Annotated in this window: 12 protein-coding genes; 7 read left to right on the top strand and 5 right to left on the bottom strand. The window is 69.5% G+C overall.

The window, feature by feature from the left end:
* Positions 1 to 68: 68 nt before the first annotated feature.
* Entirely contained in the window at positions 69 to 2,996 is a 2,928-nt protein-coding gene (locus tag GC092_RS15320) for a glycoside hydrolase family 32 protein (RefSeq protein WP_324013086.1), read from the top strand.
* 38 nt (positions 2,997 to 3,034) lie between these two features.
* Here the strand turns inward: GC092_RS15320 and GC092_RS15315 are convergent, their stop codons facing one another.
* Complete coding sequence (locus GC092_RS15315) at positions 3,035 to 4,075, bottom strand: LacI family DNA-binding transcriptional regulator (protein ID WP_324013085.1); 1,041 nt, start codon at positions 4,073 to 4,075, stop codon at positions 3,035 to 3,037.
* Positions 4,076 to 4,177: 102 nt separating this feature from the next.
* Between GC092_RS15315 and GC092_RS15310 the strand changes: the two genes are divergently transcribed.
* The 5 genes from GC092_RS15310 (at position 4,178) to GC092_RS15290 (ending at position 8,387) form a co-directional block, all read left to right on the top strand.
* Entirely contained in the window at positions 4,178 to 5,263 is a 1,086-nt protein-coding gene (locus tag GC092_RS15310) for a substrate-binding domain-containing protein (protein ID WP_324013082.1), read from the top strand.
* Between the two features lie 73 nt (positions 5,264 to 5,336).
* Entirely contained in the window at positions 5,337 to 6,374 is a 1,038-nt protein-coding gene (locus GC092_RS15305; protein WP_324013080.1) for an ABC transporter permease, read from the top strand.
* Positions 6,374 to 7,171 (top strand): ATP-binding cassette domain-containing protein, encoded by a 798-nt coding sequence (locus GC092_RS15300; protein ID WP_324014932.1) that lies wholly within the window; start codon positions 6,374 to 6,376, stop codon positions 7,169 to 7,171. The genes GC092_RS15305 and GC092_RS15300 overlap by 1 nt, the downstream gene beginning before the upstream one ends.
* Positions 7,168 to 7,485 (top strand): putative quinol monooxygenase, encoded by a 318-nt coding sequence (locus GC092_RS15295; protein WP_324013078.1) that lies wholly within the window; start codon positions 7,168 to 7,170, stop codon positions 7,483 to 7,485. Before GC092_RS15300 ends, GC092_RS15295 begins: the two co-directional genes overlap by 4 nt.
* A complete protein-coding gene (locus tag GC092_RS15290) occupies positions 7,482 to 8,387 on the top strand; it encodes a carbohydrate kinase family protein (protein WP_324013076.1) in 906 nt (301 codons plus the stop codon). The genes GC092_RS15295 and GC092_RS15290 overlap by 4 nt, the downstream gene beginning before the upstream one ends.
* 56 nt (positions 8,388 to 8,443) lie before the next feature.
* Here the strand turns inward: GC092_RS15290 and GC092_RS15285 are convergent, their stop codons facing one another.
* On the bottom strand, positions 8,444 to 10,030 hold the full coding sequence (locus GC092_RS15285; protein ID WP_324013073.1) for a glycoside hydrolase family 68 protein: 1,587 nt from the start codon (positions 10,028 to 10,030) through the stop codon (positions 8,444 to 8,446).
* A gap of 317 nt (positions 10,031 to 10,347) precedes the next feature.
* Here GC092_RS15285 and GC092_RS15280 point away from each other — a divergent pair, with 317 nt between their 5' ends.
* Positions 10,348 to 11,931, top strand: coding sequence for a glycoside hydrolase family 32 protein (locus GC092_RS15280; protein WP_324013072.1), 1,584 nt, complete (start codon positions 10,348 to 10,350; stop codon positions 11,929 to 11,931).
* 26 nt (positions 11,932 to 11,957) lie between these two features.
* Here GC092_RS15280 and GC092_RS15275 read toward each other — a convergent pair whose 3' ends face one another.
* The 3 genes from GC092_RS15275 to GC092_RS15265 form a co-directional block, all read right to left on the bottom strand.
* Positions 11,958 to 13,550 carry a glycoside hydrolase family 68 protein gene (locus tag GC092_RS15275; RefSeq protein WP_416383308.1) on the bottom strand — a complete coding sequence of 531 codons (1,593 nt, stop codon included), beginning with the start codon at positions 13,548 to 13,550 and terminating at the stop codon, positions 11,958 to 11,960.
* Between the two features lie 263 nt (positions 13,551 to 13,813).
* Positions 13,814 to 14,839: a LacI family DNA-binding transcriptional regulator gene (locus tag GC092_RS15270; protein ID WP_324013069.1), complete on the bottom strand. Its 1,026-nt coding sequence runs from the start codon at positions 14,837 to 14,839 to the stop codon at positions 13,814 to 13,816.
* Positions 14,840 to 14,863: 24 nt separating this feature from the next.
* Positions 14,864 to 16,420, bottom strand: coding sequence for a glycoside hydrolase family 32 protein (locus GC092_RS15265; RefSeq protein ID WP_324013067.1), 1,557 nt, complete (start codon positions 16,418 to 16,420; stop codon positions 14,864 to 14,866).
* Between the last annotated feature and the right edge of the window lie 45 nt (positions 16,421 to 16,465).

Here is a 16,465-nt window from a genome sequence, read left to right as displayed (position 1 = left end):
CGTAGCGTCTCGCTCCAGGCGTTGACAACGATGTCAACCCCCGCGCGACGAAGGGCGAACACCATCCCATGACGAAGAGACGACTCCTGCGCTTGGCCGCGATCGCGGCCGCCACTGCTCTCGGATGCTCCCTCGCGGCATCGCCCGCATGGGGCGCGGACGAGCCACCACCGCCCGAGACCGAGCAGCACCGGCCGTACCTCCACTTCACGCCCGAGCGCAACTGGATGAACGACCCGAACGGACTCGTCTTCGAGAACGGCACGTGGCACCTGTTCTTCCAGCACAACCCTCATGGCACGCGCTGGGGCAACATGAGCTGGGGGCACGCGACGAGCACGGATCTCGTGCACTGGGAGGAGCAGCCGCTCGCGATCCCCCGCGGGTTCGGCGAGAGCGGCACCGAGATCGAGCAGATCTTCTCGGGCTCCGTGGTCTACGACGAGGCGAATACGAGCGGCTTCGGGACGAACGAGAACCCTCCGCTCGTGGCGATCTACACGAGCGCGTACACCTCGCAGCACCCGACCCATCCCGGCATCCAAGCGCAGTCGCTCGCGTACAGCCTCGACCACGGCCGGACGTGGACGAAGTACGAGGGGAATCCCGTGCTCGACCGCGGCTCGCAGAACTTCCGCGACCCGAAGGTCATCCCGTACACCGATCCCGAATCGGGTGAGTCGTACTGGGTGATGGTCGCCGTGGAGGCGCTCGATCACAAGGTCGTGCTGTATCGCAGCGAGGACCTCCGCACGTGGACGCATCTCAGCGACTTCGGCCCGGCGAACGCGGTCGGCGGCATCTGGGAGTGCCCTGACCTCTTCCCGCTTCCGGTCGACGGCGACCCCGCGAACACCAAGTGGGTTCTCGTCGTGAACCTCAACCCGGGTGCACCAGCCGGCGGGTCGGGTGGCCAGTATTTCGTCGGCGAGTTCGATGGCACGACCTTCACCTCCGAGAGCACCGTCGCGGGCGATGCTCTGCCGCAAGGGGAGCTGTTCGCGGGCTTCGACGGCGGCGGCTACGACGGCTGGACGGTCATGAACGAGCAAGGGGGCACCGGTCCGTGGGGCGCGGCTCCCGCGCCCGGCACGCTGGACGGCCAGAACCCCGTGACCGGCTTCGTCGGCAGTGGTCTCGTCAACGGCTTCGTCGGCGGCGACGGGCCGGTCGGCTCGATGGAGTCGCCGCCGTTCACGGTGTCGGAGTCGCACGTCAACCTCCTCGTGGGAGGCGGGCGCCATCCGCGTGTGGACGGCACCCAGCTCGGCAACGAGCCGCCCGAGGGTCGCCTTCTCTTCGATGGCTTCGAGCTGCCCGACGGCACGGACCTCGCCGACGCCGGATGGGAGCTCACGGGCGACTTCGCGACGGATCCGTCGCGCAACCCGTCGACCACAGGTGGGGACTACTATCTGGGAGCCAAGCGTCTGAACACGTGGGAGGGTGGGCCGAAGGGCGACGAGAACCTCGGCGACCTCACCTCGCCCGCCTTCGCGATCGAGCCCGGCGAGGACCACCTGTCGTTCCTCATCGGCGGTGGCAAGCGTGCGAACGGGACCCTCGAGGTGCGCCTGATCGTGGACGGGCAGGTCGTTCGCACCGCGACCGGCCCGGAGGCCGGCCAGCTCAACTGGCAGTCCTGGGATGTGTCGGAGTTCGCCGGGCGCGAAGCGCGCTTCCAGGTGCATGACGACGCGACAGGCGGGTGGGGCCACCTCACGGTCGATCACCTCGTGCTGGGTGCGGAGCCCGCGCAGCCGCGCTCCGAGGAGACAAGCGTGAGTCTCGTCGTCGATGGCGAGGTGGTGCGGACCGCGACCGGAGCGAACAGCGAGACCCTCGACTGGGTGAGCTGGGACGTCGAGGAGTACCTCGGGCGCGAGGCGACCATCCGCATCGTCGACAACAACCGGTTCGGCTGGGGGCACATCCTCGTCGACCAGATCATGTTCGGACCGGAGGCGGCTGCCCCCCGCATCGAGTCCTTCGACTGGCTCGACTGGGGGCGTGACGCGTACGCGACCGTGTCGTTCAACGGCGCGCCGGACGGGCGGCGCGTGCTCCTGGGGTGGATGAACAACTGGGACTACGCGAACGACATCCCGACCGGCTCATGGCGCAGCGCTATGGCGCTGCCTCGCGAGGTCGAGCTCGCGTCCACTCCCGAGGGGCCGCGTCTCGTCCAGCACGTCGTACCCGAGTTCGCGCAGCTCGAGCAGTCGGACCGCGCGTGGAGCGAACCGGTCGGGCCGATCGCCGATGGCGCGGCGACGCTCCCCGTCGAGGGCGACGTGCTGAGGATCGACGCCGTGCTCGCACCCGGCGGTGCCGACGCCGTCGGACTCAGCGTTCTCGGAGACGACGAGAGCGCGACTCGGATCGGCTACGCGGACGGGCGGCTCTTCATCGACCGGCGCGACTCGGGCGACGTGGCGTTCCACCCCGCGTTCCCGTCGCTCGACGACGCCCCCGTCGCGCTGGAAGACGGCCGCGTCGCGATCACGGCCTACGTCGACCGCGCGAGCGTCGAGGTCCTCACGGCCGACGGCGAGATCTCGATCACCGACCAGGTGTTCCCGAACGAGGGCGCAGACCGCATCGCGCTCTGGGCTGAGGGAGACGGCGCGACGGTCGAGTCCCTCACGATCACGCCGATGCACGGGGCGATGTGGAAGGAGGCCGGCGCGGACGACGCGACCGCGACGCCCCCGGCCGCCGAGGTGAGCGCCCTAACCGGCCCGAGGCGTGGACCGGATGCCGATGGCGACTTCTCGATCAAGGTGAAGGTCGGCAAGGGGCAGCCCACGACGGTCGTCCGGCTGCTCGAGGACGGACGCGTCATCGGCCGCGTCCACCGCGCCGTCGCGAGCGATCGCGTCGTCGAGTTCCTGGTCAGCGGCGCCTCGCCGGGCGCGCACGAGTACCGCGTCGAGCTCGAGAACTCGGTCGGCGTCGTCGACGGCGGTGCAGTCCGCGTCGGCGTCGCGGGGTGAGTCGGGGTGTCCCGGGGCTCGTCCCCGGGGCACCCCGCTCACGCGGGAGCGGCGATCTCGCCACTCCCGCGTGGGATGAGGCTCGTCTGCACGACGATCCGGCGGGCGGAGGCGTCCTCGCCTTCGAGCCGCGCGAAGAGCAGCTCGACAGCGCGGCGACCGATCTCCTGCGGGTCCTGCGCTGCGACGGTGATGCCCGGATCGAGAAGGTCCGCGAGGGGCAGGTCATCGAACCCGACGAGCGCGACCTGATGCTGGAGACCAGCCTCGCGCAGGGCGTGGAGTGCGCCGACGGTGACGAGGTTCTGGCTGCTGAACACGGCGGTGGGCGGCGTCTCGAGCGCGAGGAGCTCGGCGAGCGCCGCGCGCGCCTGCTCAGGGGTGTGCAGCTCGGTGACGGTCGGAGCGAGTGCGGTCGGGATGCCCGCCGCCCCGAGCGCGTCGAAGAATCCCGCTTGGCGCATCCGTGCGGTCTCGATGTCAAGCCGATCGGCGAGAAGGGCGATGCGGCGGTGCCCGTGCCGGATCAGGTGGGCCGTGGCTGCGGCTGCCCCGTCACGGTTGTCGCTCGCGACCTGGTCGACCTCGGCGAGCGGGTCGCGGTCGACGAACACAGACGGGATGCCCCGCGCGCGGAGCGTCTCGAGGTAGGCGGGGCGCGCCTGGGCCGTCGTGAGGATGAGCCCGTCCACTCGGCGCTGCAGGAAGGTCCGCACCGCAAGGTCCTCGCGGTGCGGGTCGTCGTCCATGCTCGCGGCGAGCACGGCCACGCCGCGGGGAGAGGCCGCGTCCTCGACCGCGCGGTGCACGGCGCCCGCGAACGGGTTGTCGACGCTTCCGACCAGGAGCCCGATCGTCCGCGTGCGTCCGTCGGCTCTGCGCAGGCTGCCGGCCTGGAGGTCCACGTGGTAGTCCAGCGTGCGCACCGCGTCCCAGACCTTCGCCGCCGTCGCCGCAGCGACGTTCGGCTCGCCGTTGACCACGCGCGAGACGGTCTTGATCCCGACACCCGCGAGCGCCGCCACGTGCTTCATGGTCGCCCGGGGTCTGCGGGCGTGGTCTTCTGCCAGATCTGACATCGATGTCACATTCTCATCTCGGCGACGGTTTGTCCCCTTGACTCTATCCGAGCTCTCAGATACAAACGTCACTGACATCGTTGTCATCACCTGGAGGACTCAATGACGAAGCACAGCATCCGGTCCCGCTCCCTCATGGCGGTCGGCCTCGCGGCAACCGCCGCGCTCGCGCTCTCCGGCTGTGCCGGTTCCGCGTCGAGTGGCGACCCAGACGCGATCGGCGTCTCGCTCATCGTGAAGACGAACTCGAACCCGTTCTTCATCGCGATGGAGGAGGGCGCCCGCGCTGCGGCAGAAGAACACGGCGTGAGCCTCACGGTCGCCGCCGGCAAGGAGGACGGCGACGAGGACACCCAGATCCAGGCCATCGAGGCCGCGATCTCGAAGGGCGACCAGGGCATCCTCATCACCCCGAACGGTCCCTCCGTCCTCGACGCGATCCAGAAGGCGCGCGACGCCGGGCTCTACGTCATCGCCCTCGACACCGTGCCCGAGCCGGCCGACGCGGTCGACATCACCTTCGCCACGGACAACTTCCTCGCGGGACAGCTGATCGGCCAGTGGACGGCCGGCGCGCTCGGCGGGGAGGACGCCGTGATCGGCATGATCGACCTCTTCGACGACAAGGTCGTCACGGTGGACTACAGCCGCGACCAGGGCTTCCTCGATGGGCTCGGCGTCGATCTCGGCGATCCGGCCGTCAACGGCGACGAGGCCGCGAGCGGCGAGTACTCGGGCGGCTCATACACGATCGTCGGCAACGAGGCGTCGCAGGGCGCCGAGGACGGCGGACGCGCGGCGATGGAAAACCTCCTCGCGAAGAACCCCGACATCAACGTCGTCTACACGATCAACGAGCCCGCGGCCTACGGCGCATATCAGGCGCTCGAGGCAGCGGGCAAGAGCCCCGAGGACGTCATCATCGTCTCGGTGGACGGCGGATGCGCCGGCGTCGGCCAGGTCGCGGACGGCATCATCGACGCCACGAGCCAGCAGTACCCCGTCAAGATGGCGGAGCTCGGCGTCGAGGCGATCGCGCAGCTCGCAGAGACGGGCGAGACCCCCGAGGTCAGCGAGGGCCTGGACTTCTACAACACGGGCGTCGCGCTCGTGACCGACACGCCCGTGGACGGCGTCGACTCGATCGACACCGCCGAGGGTGCGGACCTCTGCTGGGGCGCCGAATAGGCGGAGGTGGCGGGGCGGCGCGTCCTCCCCGCCCCCGCTCCTCGTCCACGCCATCCCTATCCCTGGAGATCCCGTGACTCAGAACATCTCACCGCCGACCAGCGCCCTCGACCTCGCAGCCGAGTTCCTCGATCGTCGGACGCCCGTCGACCGCCTTCGCGGCCTGCTGCACCGGTACCCTGTGATCAGCCCCGCGGTGGTGCTCGTCCTCGCGGTCATCGTCTTCGGCAGCATCAACCCGCGATTCTTCGCTCCCGCGAACCTGTCCCTCGTGCTCGACCAGGTCTCGGTCGTCGGCACCGTCGCCGTCGCGCAGACGCTGATCATCCTCACCGCCGGCATCGACCTCTCGGTCGGCGCGGCGATGATCCTCGCGTCCATGGTCGCCGCGCAGACCGCCGCCGACGCGGGGCTTCCGGCGCCTCTCGCGCTCGTCGTGGGCCTCGTCGTGGCTCTCGCTGCCGGTGCGATCAACGGACTGCTCGTGACGCGGCTGAAGCTGCCGCCGTTCATCGCCACGCTCGGGACGTTCAACGCGTTCCTCGCGCTGAGCCTGCTGTACAGCGGCGGGCAGACCGTGAGGCGCACCGACATGCCCGACCTCATGACCTGGACTGCCACGGCCATTCCGGTCGGAGACGTCCGGCTGACCGTCGGGGCGATCATCATGCTCGCGCTGTACGCGGGCGTCGCGTTCATCCTCGGCCGAACCGCCTGGGGGCGTCACGTCTACGCCGTGGGCGACGATGCCGAGGCCGCGCGCCTCGCGGGCATCTCCACGAGCCGCGTGCTGATGAGCGTCTACGTCGCGGCGGGAGCCGTGCTCGCGATCGCCGCCTGGATCCAGATCGGACGGTCCGGCGCTGCCAGCCCCAACGCCGGCGCGGATCTCAACCTCGACTCCATCACGGCGGTCGTGATCGGCGGCACGTCGCTGTTCGGCGGGCGCGGCGTCATCTGGGGCTCGCTGCTCGGCGCGATCATCGTCGGCGTCTTCCGCAACGGCCTCTTCCTCGCCGGTGTGGACGGGCTCTACCAGACGCTCGCGATCGGCATCCTCGTCATCGTCGCCGTCTCCGTCGACCAGTGGATCAGGAAGGTGCGCAAGTGATCCCTTCAGAGAGCGCCGCCGCGGCGGCCGTGGCCTCGGGGCGCGCCCCGGTGCTGGAAGCACGCCGGCTCGTGAAGACCTTCGGCCGCGTGGTCGGCCTGGACGGCGTGAGCCTCCAGCTCCACGCGGGCGAGGTGCTCGCTGTCATCGGCGACAACGGCGCCGGCAAGTCCACGCTCATCAAGTGCCTCACGGGCGCCTACATCCCCGACGAGGGCGAGCTCCTCCTCGACGGCTCCCCCGTGCACTTCAAGCGTCCGCAGGACGCGCGCGCGGCGGGCATCGAAACCGTGTACCAGAACCTCGCCGTGTCGCCCGCGCTGGACGTCGCTTCGAACCTGTTCCTGGGGCGCGAACGGCGCAAGCCCGGTGTGCTGGGCTCGGTCTTCCGCATGCTCGACACCGCGGGGATGCGCAAGGATGCCCGCGATGAAGTGCAGCGCCTGGGCATCTCCACGCTCCAGGACGTCACCGTCGCCGTCGAGAACCTGTCCGGGGGCCAGCGTCAGGCTGTGGCTGTCGCGCGCGCTGCGGCCTTCGGCTCGAAGGTCGTCATCCTGGACGAGCCGACGGCCGCGCTCGGGGTCCGCGAGTCGAATATGGTGCTCGAGCTCATCACGCGGCTGCGCGACAACGGCGTGCCGGTCATCCTCATCTCGCACAACATGCCGCACGTCTTCCAGGTGGCCGACCGCATCCACATCCAGCGTCTCGGCAAGCGGGCCGCGACGATCACGCCGCAGTCGCACTCCATGACCGACGCCGTTGCGATCATGACGGGAGCGGCCACCGAATGAGCGAACCGGTCGTCCTGCATGCCGAGTTCACCGCCCGACCCGGCTCCGAGGATCATGTCGCGCAGCTGATCACCGCGTACGCGAGCGTCGTGCGCGCAGAGTCCGGGAATGTCGTGTTCGACGTGTACCGGAGGGCCGAGGCGCCCGAGCATTTCTTCGTCTTCGAGGTGTACCGCGATCGCGCGGCGTTCGACGCGCACCTCGGGGGCGACGCCGGTAGCGCGTTCAACGCCGAGCTGGCCGACCACGTCACGGGCGGCGGCAGCGCGCTGCGCTTCCTCGAACCGGCGTCGGTCGACGGATGGCGCACGTGACGGCGCGGCGGATCCTCGTCGTCGGCGAGGCGCTCATCGACATCGTGCGCCGCGCCGACGGGCGCATCGAGGAGATCCCCGGTGGCAGTCCCGCCAATGTGGCGATCACGCTCGGGCGCCTCGGACGTTCGCCGCGTCTCCTGACGGCGCTCGGGGCGGATGGCCACGGCGGGGTGCTGCGCGACTGGCTCGCCGAATCGGGCGTCGATGTCGCGCACGCTGAGATCCCGCGGACGGCGACCGCGACGGCCGAGCTCGATGGGACGGGAGCGGCCACGTACGTCTTCGACATCGCCTGGTCGCTCTCCGGGGCGACGACCGAAGATGCGGACGTCATCCACGTCGGCTCGATCGCCGGCCTGCTCGAGCCGGGAGCGGACGAGGTCCTGCGCATCGTGGAAGCGGGGCGACCCGGAGCGCTCGTCACGTACGACCCGAACATCCGCCCCGCCCTCGTGTCGGATGGGGCCGACACCCGGCGGAGGGTCGAGTCCCTCGTCGCCCAGGCGGACGTCGTCAAGGCGAGTGACGAGGATCTGCACTGGCTCTATCCCGGATTCGACCCTCGCGACGCTGCACGCGCCTGGCAGGCTTCCGGGCCGGCCGTCGTCATCGTGACGGAGGGGGCGAAGGGTGCGTTCGCTGTCGCCGACTGCGGGGAGCTGGAGGTGCCAGGGCGCCGCGTCTCGGTCGTCGACACGGTCGGTGCGGGGGACACGTTCATGGGCGCTCTGATCGACGGCCTCATCTCCGCAGGGTGGGTAGACGGCACCGCGCGCGATGCGCTGCGCGCGGCGGACTCGGCGCAGCTCGCGTCGATCCTCGACTGGGCCGCGCGGGCTGCAGCCGTCACGGTCTCACGCCCGGGCGCGGACCCGCCGCGACGCGGCGAAGTCGCCTAGCGAGATGAGGGAGGGCCCTCCACGCGCGTGCGCGGAGGGCCCTCGTGTGCTGCGGCTCAGCGGCTGTTCTGGGGCTTGAGCTCGAGGTTGGAGGGGATGTCGGCGTAGCCGCCGAGGCCGTTGTCGCCGTACGTGCGGTCGACCGTTGCGGTGTCGCCGTCGATTTCGATGCGGACGGTGGGGCCGAGGGTTCCGCCGCGGCGGAAGTCGTCCTTGGTGCCGATCGTGTCGATGAACGACTGCACGAGGCCGTTGGGCATGACGTAGTGCGAGTACGCCTGGAACTGGCCGGGGTGCTGGTTGTAGTCCGGGTCGAAGGGGTGTCCCACCGCGTAGTTCAGGTTCGACGGGCTGGCCAGCGCGAGTCCCGAACCGCGGTTGAGGGGCTGGTAGTCGCTGCGGATGCCGTCGCCGACGAAGCCGTACACGCCCTCGGGGCCGTCGAGGCCTGCGGCATACGTGTGGCGGTGGCTGATCGTGAAGAGGTAGTACTTGCCGTCCTGCATGTAGATCTGCGGGCGCTCGGTCTGGTCCGTGACGCAGTTCGCGGAGAGGATGGGCGGGAGGAACTCCCACTCGGTGAGGTCCTTGTTCGTCGCGCGGGCCAGTCCGACGTTGCCGATCTGGTAAGTCGCGCCCGAGGCGTTGACCTCTTCGACGGTCTCCGCGTAGGGGTCGCCTTCGCGGTAGCCGAGGTCCTCCTCCGTGCAGTAGGCCTCGTCACGGGGCATGGCGGTGTTGCCCTCGAAGACCATGAAGGTCTCGCCGGGGTGGGCGGGGTCCTCGAACGTGAACGGGTCGCGGAAGTTGAAGAACGGGTTCTGCTCGGCGGTCTGGTAGTACTCGCCGTCGGCCTGGAGCAGGTCGTGGACCTTGTCGAAGCCCGTGAGCTTGACGCCGTTCTTGTTGGCGTGCACGTGCCCGACCGAGAGGGCGATGCGCGGGTCGTAGGGCTTGATGTCCTGCCCGTTCTCGTCGCGGTAGAACGCCACGTCGGTGAAGAAGAGCTTGATCTCGCCGTTCGGGTACACCCGGGCGGAACCGGACCACTGGGTCTGGTGGCTGTAGGACTGGTCCTCGAAGATCGTGCCGGTCACGCCCTCGTCGAACACGAGGCCGCCGTAGGTCCAGCCGCCGTTCTCGGCGTACTCGCCGCCCTCGTTGCCCGGAGCGGTGCCGGCCGGGCGGTAGAAGTAGCCGATCTTGGCGTAGTGGTGGCGCTCGTCGAAGCCGAGGCTGCGGTCGGCGACGAGGGAGAAGATGATCTCCCAGCCGTTCACGCGGTACTGGTTCGCCTTCTCGTCGGTGAGCGGCCAGGTGTCCCAGACCCAGACCTGCTCGTTGCTCATGTCGGGGAAGTCCTGCGGGATGGTCGGCATCGTGTACTCCTCGGGGAGGGAGTTCTCCCGGGGAGCGGCGTTCGGATCGGACATCGCCTGGATCTGCATGGCATCCGCACGCGTCCACTTCGCGGTGAAGTCCGACAGCGGGTCGTATGCCTCCTGCGTGTGCTCGGTGGGAGCGGGGAAACCGGGCACCGCATCCGAGGCGGCGATGGCTGGGGTGGCCAGGAGGGAGGCGCCGAGGGCGCCGATCGCGACAGCGGCACCGAGCAGGCGCCGTCGAGTGCGTGTGATGGTCACGTTCTTCGCTTTCGTGGGGAGACAGGAAAGTCGCTCGAACGCAGGGTGTGATCTTCCGGTGGGCAAGCTATGCGCGCGCTGAGAGCCGTGTCAAACGCGTCGGGTACCCAGGCGGAGATCCGCTGCCGATTCCGCCGCGTCATCGCGCGGCGGAAGACGGTTTCCTGGGAATCCACTGATTGCAAAACGGTTTGCAACGCCATACGGTGGAGGCGTCACTCGGATGTGGCGTGCTGAACTTCCACCCCTGTTGTCCGCGATGGTGCACCGTCTCCGTCGCCCATCGGCGGGGAGGCGGTGCACCCCAAGGAGTCCTCATGACCTCCCGCCGCGCTCGCACGCGCCTCGCCGTGCTGGCCGCGCTCTCCATCGTCCTGGTTGTCGGCGCCGCTCTCGTATGGGCCTGGCCCCGCGACGACGACCGATCCGCACCCGGGCCGTCTGGGTCGCCCGCCGCGACGGCCGATGGTCGTCCGAGCATCCACCTCACCCCGTCGGCGCACTGGATGAACGACCCTCAGCGGCCCGTCTTCGTCGACGGTCGCTGGCATCTCTACTACCTCTACAACGCCGACCACCCGCACGGCAACGGCACGGCCTGGTACCACGTGAGCTCGACCGACCTGGTGCACTGGCGCGACGAGGGCGTCGCGATCGAGAAATACCGGAACGGCCTCGGCGACATCTGGACCGGCAGCGTCGTCGTCGACGAGCACGGCACAGCGGGCTTCGGGGCGGGCGCGCTCGTTGCGCTCGTCACGCAGCAGGACGACGGCGTCCAGCGGCAGTCGCTCTTCTTCTCGACCGACGGCGGTGCCAGCTTCGCGTCGTACGACGGCAATCCGGTGATGGACAACCCGGGGGTCGACGCCTGGCGGGATCCCAAGGTGATCTGGGACGAGCAGCGCGGGCGCTGGCTGATGCTCCTGGCTGAAGGCGACAAGATCGGCTTCTACACCTCGCCTGACCTGAAGGAGTGGACCTATCGCTCGGGGTTCGAGCGCGACGATCTCGGCGTGCTCGAGTGTCCGGACCTCTTCGAGATGACGGCCGAGGACGGGTCGCGGCACTGGGTGCTCGGTGTGAGCGCCAACGGCGAGGCGCACGGGCGCACGACCGGGTACGCGTACTGGACGGGCTCATTCGACGGCGAGGTGTTCGCCCCCGACGAGGATGACCCGCTCTGGCTGGACGGCGGCGCCGATTTCTATGCGGGCGTGACGTGGAGCGATCCGCGCGACGGCGCCGCGAGCATGCGGCGGTATGCGCTCGGATGGATGAACAACTGGGCGTACGCCGGATCGCTGCCGACCGCAGGGTGGCAGGGCGGAGCGCTCTCGATCGTGCGCGAGCTCCGCCTTCGCGAACAGGACCGGCGCCTTGCTCTCACGTCGGAGCCCATCGACGCGATCGGCGCCCTCGAGGGCGCGCCGATCTCGGCATCCGGCATCCGGATCGTCGAGGGCGAGACCGCGGTCGACGGGATCCCGCAGCCAGCGGAGGGCGCGTTCCGGTTGCGGATGACGATCGCCCAGGACCCTCGCGATCCTGCGGACGAGGTCCGGGTGCGGGTCGGCGACGAGAGCGCGTTCGCGACGGTCGGCGCGGACTTCGCCCAGGGAGCCGTCTTCCTCGCCCGCGACGCGGACCTCGCTGCGGACGCGATGCCCGAGCAGTACGGGGCTGTGCGCACCGCGCGGGCGCCGCTCGCCGACGGGCGGGTCGAGTTCGACGTCGTCGTCGACGCGATCTCCATCGAAGCCTTCGCGGAGGGCGGGATCGCGTCGCTCACGGGGCTGGTCTTCCTCGATCCCGCGGCGCGAGCGATCGCCGTCGAGTCCGTCGGCGGTGACGTCATCGTCGAGGACGTGAGTGTGGCGTCTCTCTCCAGCACGCGCTGACGAGAGACGCCACACTCGGCACCGCGTCAGCGGTTCTTCTTGGGCTTCAGTTCGAGGTTGGCCGGGATGTCGGCGTAGCCGCCGAGGCCGTCATCCCCGTAGGAGCGGTCGACGACGGCGGTGTCGCCGGAGATCTCCAGCCGCACCGTGGGGCCGAGGGTTCCGCCGCGGCGGAAGTCGTCCTTGGTGCCGATCGTGTCGATGAACGACTGCACGAGGCCGTTGGGCATGACGTAGTGCGAGTACGCCTGGAACTGGCCGGGGTGCTGGTTGTAGTCCGGGTCGAACGGGAACCCTGCCCAGTAGTTCAGGTTCGACGGGCTTCCGAGGGCGAGGCCGGAGCCGCGGTTGAGGGGCTGGTAGTCGCTGCGGATGCCGTCGCCGACGAAGCCGTAGACGCCTTCCGGGCCGTCGATGCCGGCTGCGAAAGTCGATCGGTGGCTGATCGTGAAGAGGTAGTACTTGCCGTCCTGCATGTAGATCTGCGGGCGCTCGGTCTGGTCCGTGACGCAGTTCGCGGAGAGGATGGGCGGGAGGAACTCCCACTCGGTGAGGTCCTTGTTCGTCGCGCGGGCCAGTCCGACGTTGCCGATCTGGTAAGTCGCGCCCGAGGCGTTGACCTCTTCGACGGTCTCCGCGTAGGGGTCGCCTTCGCGGTAGCCGAGGTCCTCCTCCGTGCAGTAGGCCTCGTCACGGGGCATGGCGGTGTTGCCCTCGAAGACCATGAAGGTCTCGCCGGGGTGGGCGGGGTCCTCGAACGTGAACGGGTCGCGGAAGTTGAAGAACGGGTTCTGCTCGGCGGTCTGGTAGTACTCGCCGTCGGCCTGGAGCAGGTCGTGGACCTTGTCGAAGCCCGTGAGCTTGACGCCGTTCTTGTTGGCGTGCACGTGCCCGACCGAGAGGGCGATGCGCGGGTCGTAGGGCTTGATGTCCTGCCCGTTCTCGTCGCGGTAGAACGCCACGTCGGTGAAGAAGAGCTTGATCTCGCCGTTCGGGTACACCCGGGCGGAACCGGACCACTGGGTCTGGTGGCTGTAGGACTGGTCCTCGAAGATCGTGCCGGTCACGCCCTCGTCGAACACGAGGCCGCCGTAGGTCCAGCCGCCGTTCTCGGGGCGCTCCTCGGACGGGACGCCGGCGGGGCGGTAGAAGTAGCCGATGCGGGCGTACTGGTGGCGTGCGTCGAAGCCGAGGCTGCGGTCGGCGACGAGGGAGAAGATGATCTCCCAGCCGCCCACGCTGTACTGGTTCGCCTTCTCGTCGGTGAGCGGCCAGGTGTCCCAGACCCAGACCTGCTCGTTGCTCATGTCGGGGAAGTCCTGCGGGATGGTCGGCATCGTGTACTCCTCGGGGAGGGAGTTCTCCCGGGGAGCGGCGTTCGGATCGGACATCGCCTGGATCTGCATGGCATCCGCACGCGTCCACTTCGCGGTGAAGTCCGACAGCGGGTCGTATGCCTCCTGCGTGTGCTCGGTGGGAGCGGGGAAACCGGGCACCGCATCGAGCGCGGTAGCCGCAGGGGCGGCGATCGCCGGCCCCGCGATGACAGTGGCGCTGAGTGCGCTCAGCGCCAGGGCGACGCCCAGAAGGCGGCGCCGGGTTCGTTGTGTGCTCACGATCTTCGCTTTCGTCAGATGGGTGGGACGGCCGCTCGAACGTGACGTGTGATCTTCCGGGGCAGACGCTATGACTGCGCTGAGGGTGTGTCAACTGCCCGGGTTACCGGGCAGCGGCGGCACACGGTTTCCGCGAGAAGACGGGTTGCAAATCGGTTTGCAACAGTGTTAGCCTCCGGGCGGTCACTCGAGAAGTGACGTGCGCATCTTCCGATCGCTGCACGGTGCATCGCCCTGTCGTGACCCGACGGGGCGATGCACCCCGCTCACGCGGGAGGCGCGACCGAGCCGCGCTCCACGAGGGCGCATTCCAGGCGCGCCTGGACCGGCTCGGTGTCGCCCTCGACAGCCGCGAGCAGACGCGACGCCGCCCAGTGGCCCATCTCGGCATGCGGCAGCGCGATGGTCGTCAGAGACGGGCGGAGACCTGCGGAGATGATCCGCAGGTCATCGACGCCGACGACGGAGAGCTCGTGCGGGATCGAGATGCCCGCTGCTGCCGCCGCCTGGTACACGCCCATCGACATCTCGTCGTTGAAGCAGAAGACGGCGGTCGGGCGCGGTGTGCGCGCGAGCAGCGCGACGCCGGCTTCGTAACCACCGGCCGGATCGCCGCTCGCGCGGACGACGAGCCGCTCGTCGGCCGCGAGCCCCGCTTCCGCGAGGGCCGCGCGGTAGCCGGCCTCTCGCCCGTGCGCAGCGGGCACGTCCCCGCCGATCGTGGCGAGAGCGATCCGACGGTGCCCCGCCGCGATGAGGTGCCGCGTCGCGGTGAGTCCGATCCCGTGCTCATCGGGCACGACCGACGAGAGGCTCGGATCGTCGCTCGTCGCGTCGGCGAGGACGACGTTCTGGTCGCGCAACTCCTCGGGGACGACGACGGATCGGTGGAACATCCGCGCGTAGATGAAGCCGTCGACGCGATGCGTCAGCAGCGTGCGGATCTGACGTCGCTCGCGGTCGGCCATCCCATCGGAATCGAGCACGACGAGGACGCTGTCGTGCTCGGCAGCGGCCGCCTGGGCGCCGCTCACAATGCGACCGGCGTGCGGCGTGGATGCGATGACGTCGCTCAGGAAGCCGAGCGTGTACGTGCGCGAGCCGCGCAGCGATCGCGCGCGGACATCCGGCAGGTAGCCCAATCGCTCAGCCGTCTCGATCACCCGCGCGCGGGTATCGGGGTTGAGAGCGCGTGCGCCGCTGAAGGCGTGGGAGACCGTCGTCGGCGACACGCCGGCGGCAGCAGCGACATCACGGATGCCGACCCTCCGCTTCGGTTCCGCCGTGGCCATAGCGCAACGCTAGTGCACACGCCTTCAGCTCCCCTCGAAAGAGCGGATGACGATACCCGAGAAGCGCGCCGGGCCGCCGTCGGTGTAGAGCGAGATGCCGGTGTCGCCCTCAGTGAAGTGGACCTGCTGTGACAGGACCGTGTGTCCGGCGTTCACGAACACCTCCACGCTCTGCGTGTCGACGAAGATGCGAAGGTGCACCGTGCGCGCGGCGGGATCGATCGGCGCAGCTGCCCGCGTGTAGGGCGCAAGCTCATACCCCGCGAGCTCGGACGGCCCGCGGTCGACGTAGAGGTCGCTGCCGTACTTGCCGATGTTCGTATGGCGCGCGCCGTCTGCGGAGCGCCCGACCGAGACGCCGACGTTGGTCGCCGAGTCCCACGAGATGTCCACTTCGAGTTCGTAGGCGCGCCCGCTCCAGGGCAGCACGACACTTCCGTCGACGATCCGATCAGGCAGGGCCGTCTCGGAGGTCACGCGTTCCGCGAGCGTCGCGACGGGACTGCTGAGGAGGCTGTACCAGCCGCCGGCCTGGCGTACGAGGCGCAGTTCGCGCGTGATCGCGTTCTGCCCGTTGTATCCGTCGGTCGCGTCTGTCGGCACATCGCGGGCGGCGTACTTCCAGTTGTTCATCCAGGCGGTCGCATAGCGCCGGGTCTCGGGCGCGTCCGCCTTCGGCCACGTCACCGCTCCGTACCAGTCCCAGCCCCAGTCGAGCCACTGCGGAGTGAGGTCGTCGGCAAGGAACTGCTCGCCGTCCCACGTGCCCATCCAGTACGCGTAGGTCATGGGGAGTCCGACGCCGTACGCGTCCATGCTCGCGCCGAGGATCCAGTGACGAGAGCCGTCGTCGGCCGTCATCTCGAAGAGGTCGGGGCACTCGATGCCGCCGAGCGCGTGGTCCGGGTAGTCGAAGTTGCGTCGCAGGCGCCAGTCGCGCAGGTTCGTCGAGGTGTAGAAGGTCGCGTAGCGCGCACGGCCGATCACGCACACCCACTCGCCCCGTGCAGCATCCCAGTGGATCTTCGGGTCGCGGAACCATTCCGCGTTCGCGATCTCCTCGGGCGTGCTCGCCGTGCGCCCATCCGGGTTGACGATCACGGGGTCCGGCAGGGGAGTGAACGTGTACCCGCCGTCCGTCGACCAGTACAGGTACTGCTCCTGGAAACGGCGCACGCCGTCGGTCGGCTGCGTCGCGAGCGCGACGATCGCCCCTGACCCGAAGCCCGCGGTGTTCGCCGCGTCCACGACGAGCGATCCGGACCAGACCGGGACGTTCTGCCGCAGCGGCATGACCGTCCCGTGGTGCGTGAACGTCACCGCATCCACGGTCGTTGCGTGGTCCCATCCGCCTGGCCCATTGTTCACATCGGAATGCAGGTAGTACAGGTGGTAGGCGCCGCCCACGTGGACGGGACGCTGGGGATCGCAGAGCCAGCCGGACGGCGGGGTCAGGTGGTAGATCGCGCGCAGGGACGTCAGCGCGCGCGCAGGCGCTGCGTCGACGGAGCCGACGAGCAGGGCGAGGGCGCCGGCTCCGGCGCCTTGCATGAGTCGGCGGCGGGAGATTGGATGCATCATCGCAGATTCCTCTCGGTGTTCGCGGGCGCAACGGTGCGCCCGCCG

The sequence above is a fragment of the Microbacterium sp. JZ37 genome (genome assembly GCF_035188445.1).
Classification (GTDB): Bacteria; Actinomycetota; Actinomycetes; order Actinomycetales; family Microbacteriaceae; genus Microbacterium; species Microbacterium barkeri.
The sequence above is the reverse complement of the archived record's forward strand: the minus strand, read 5'-3'. Positions and strand labels throughout refer to the sequence as shown.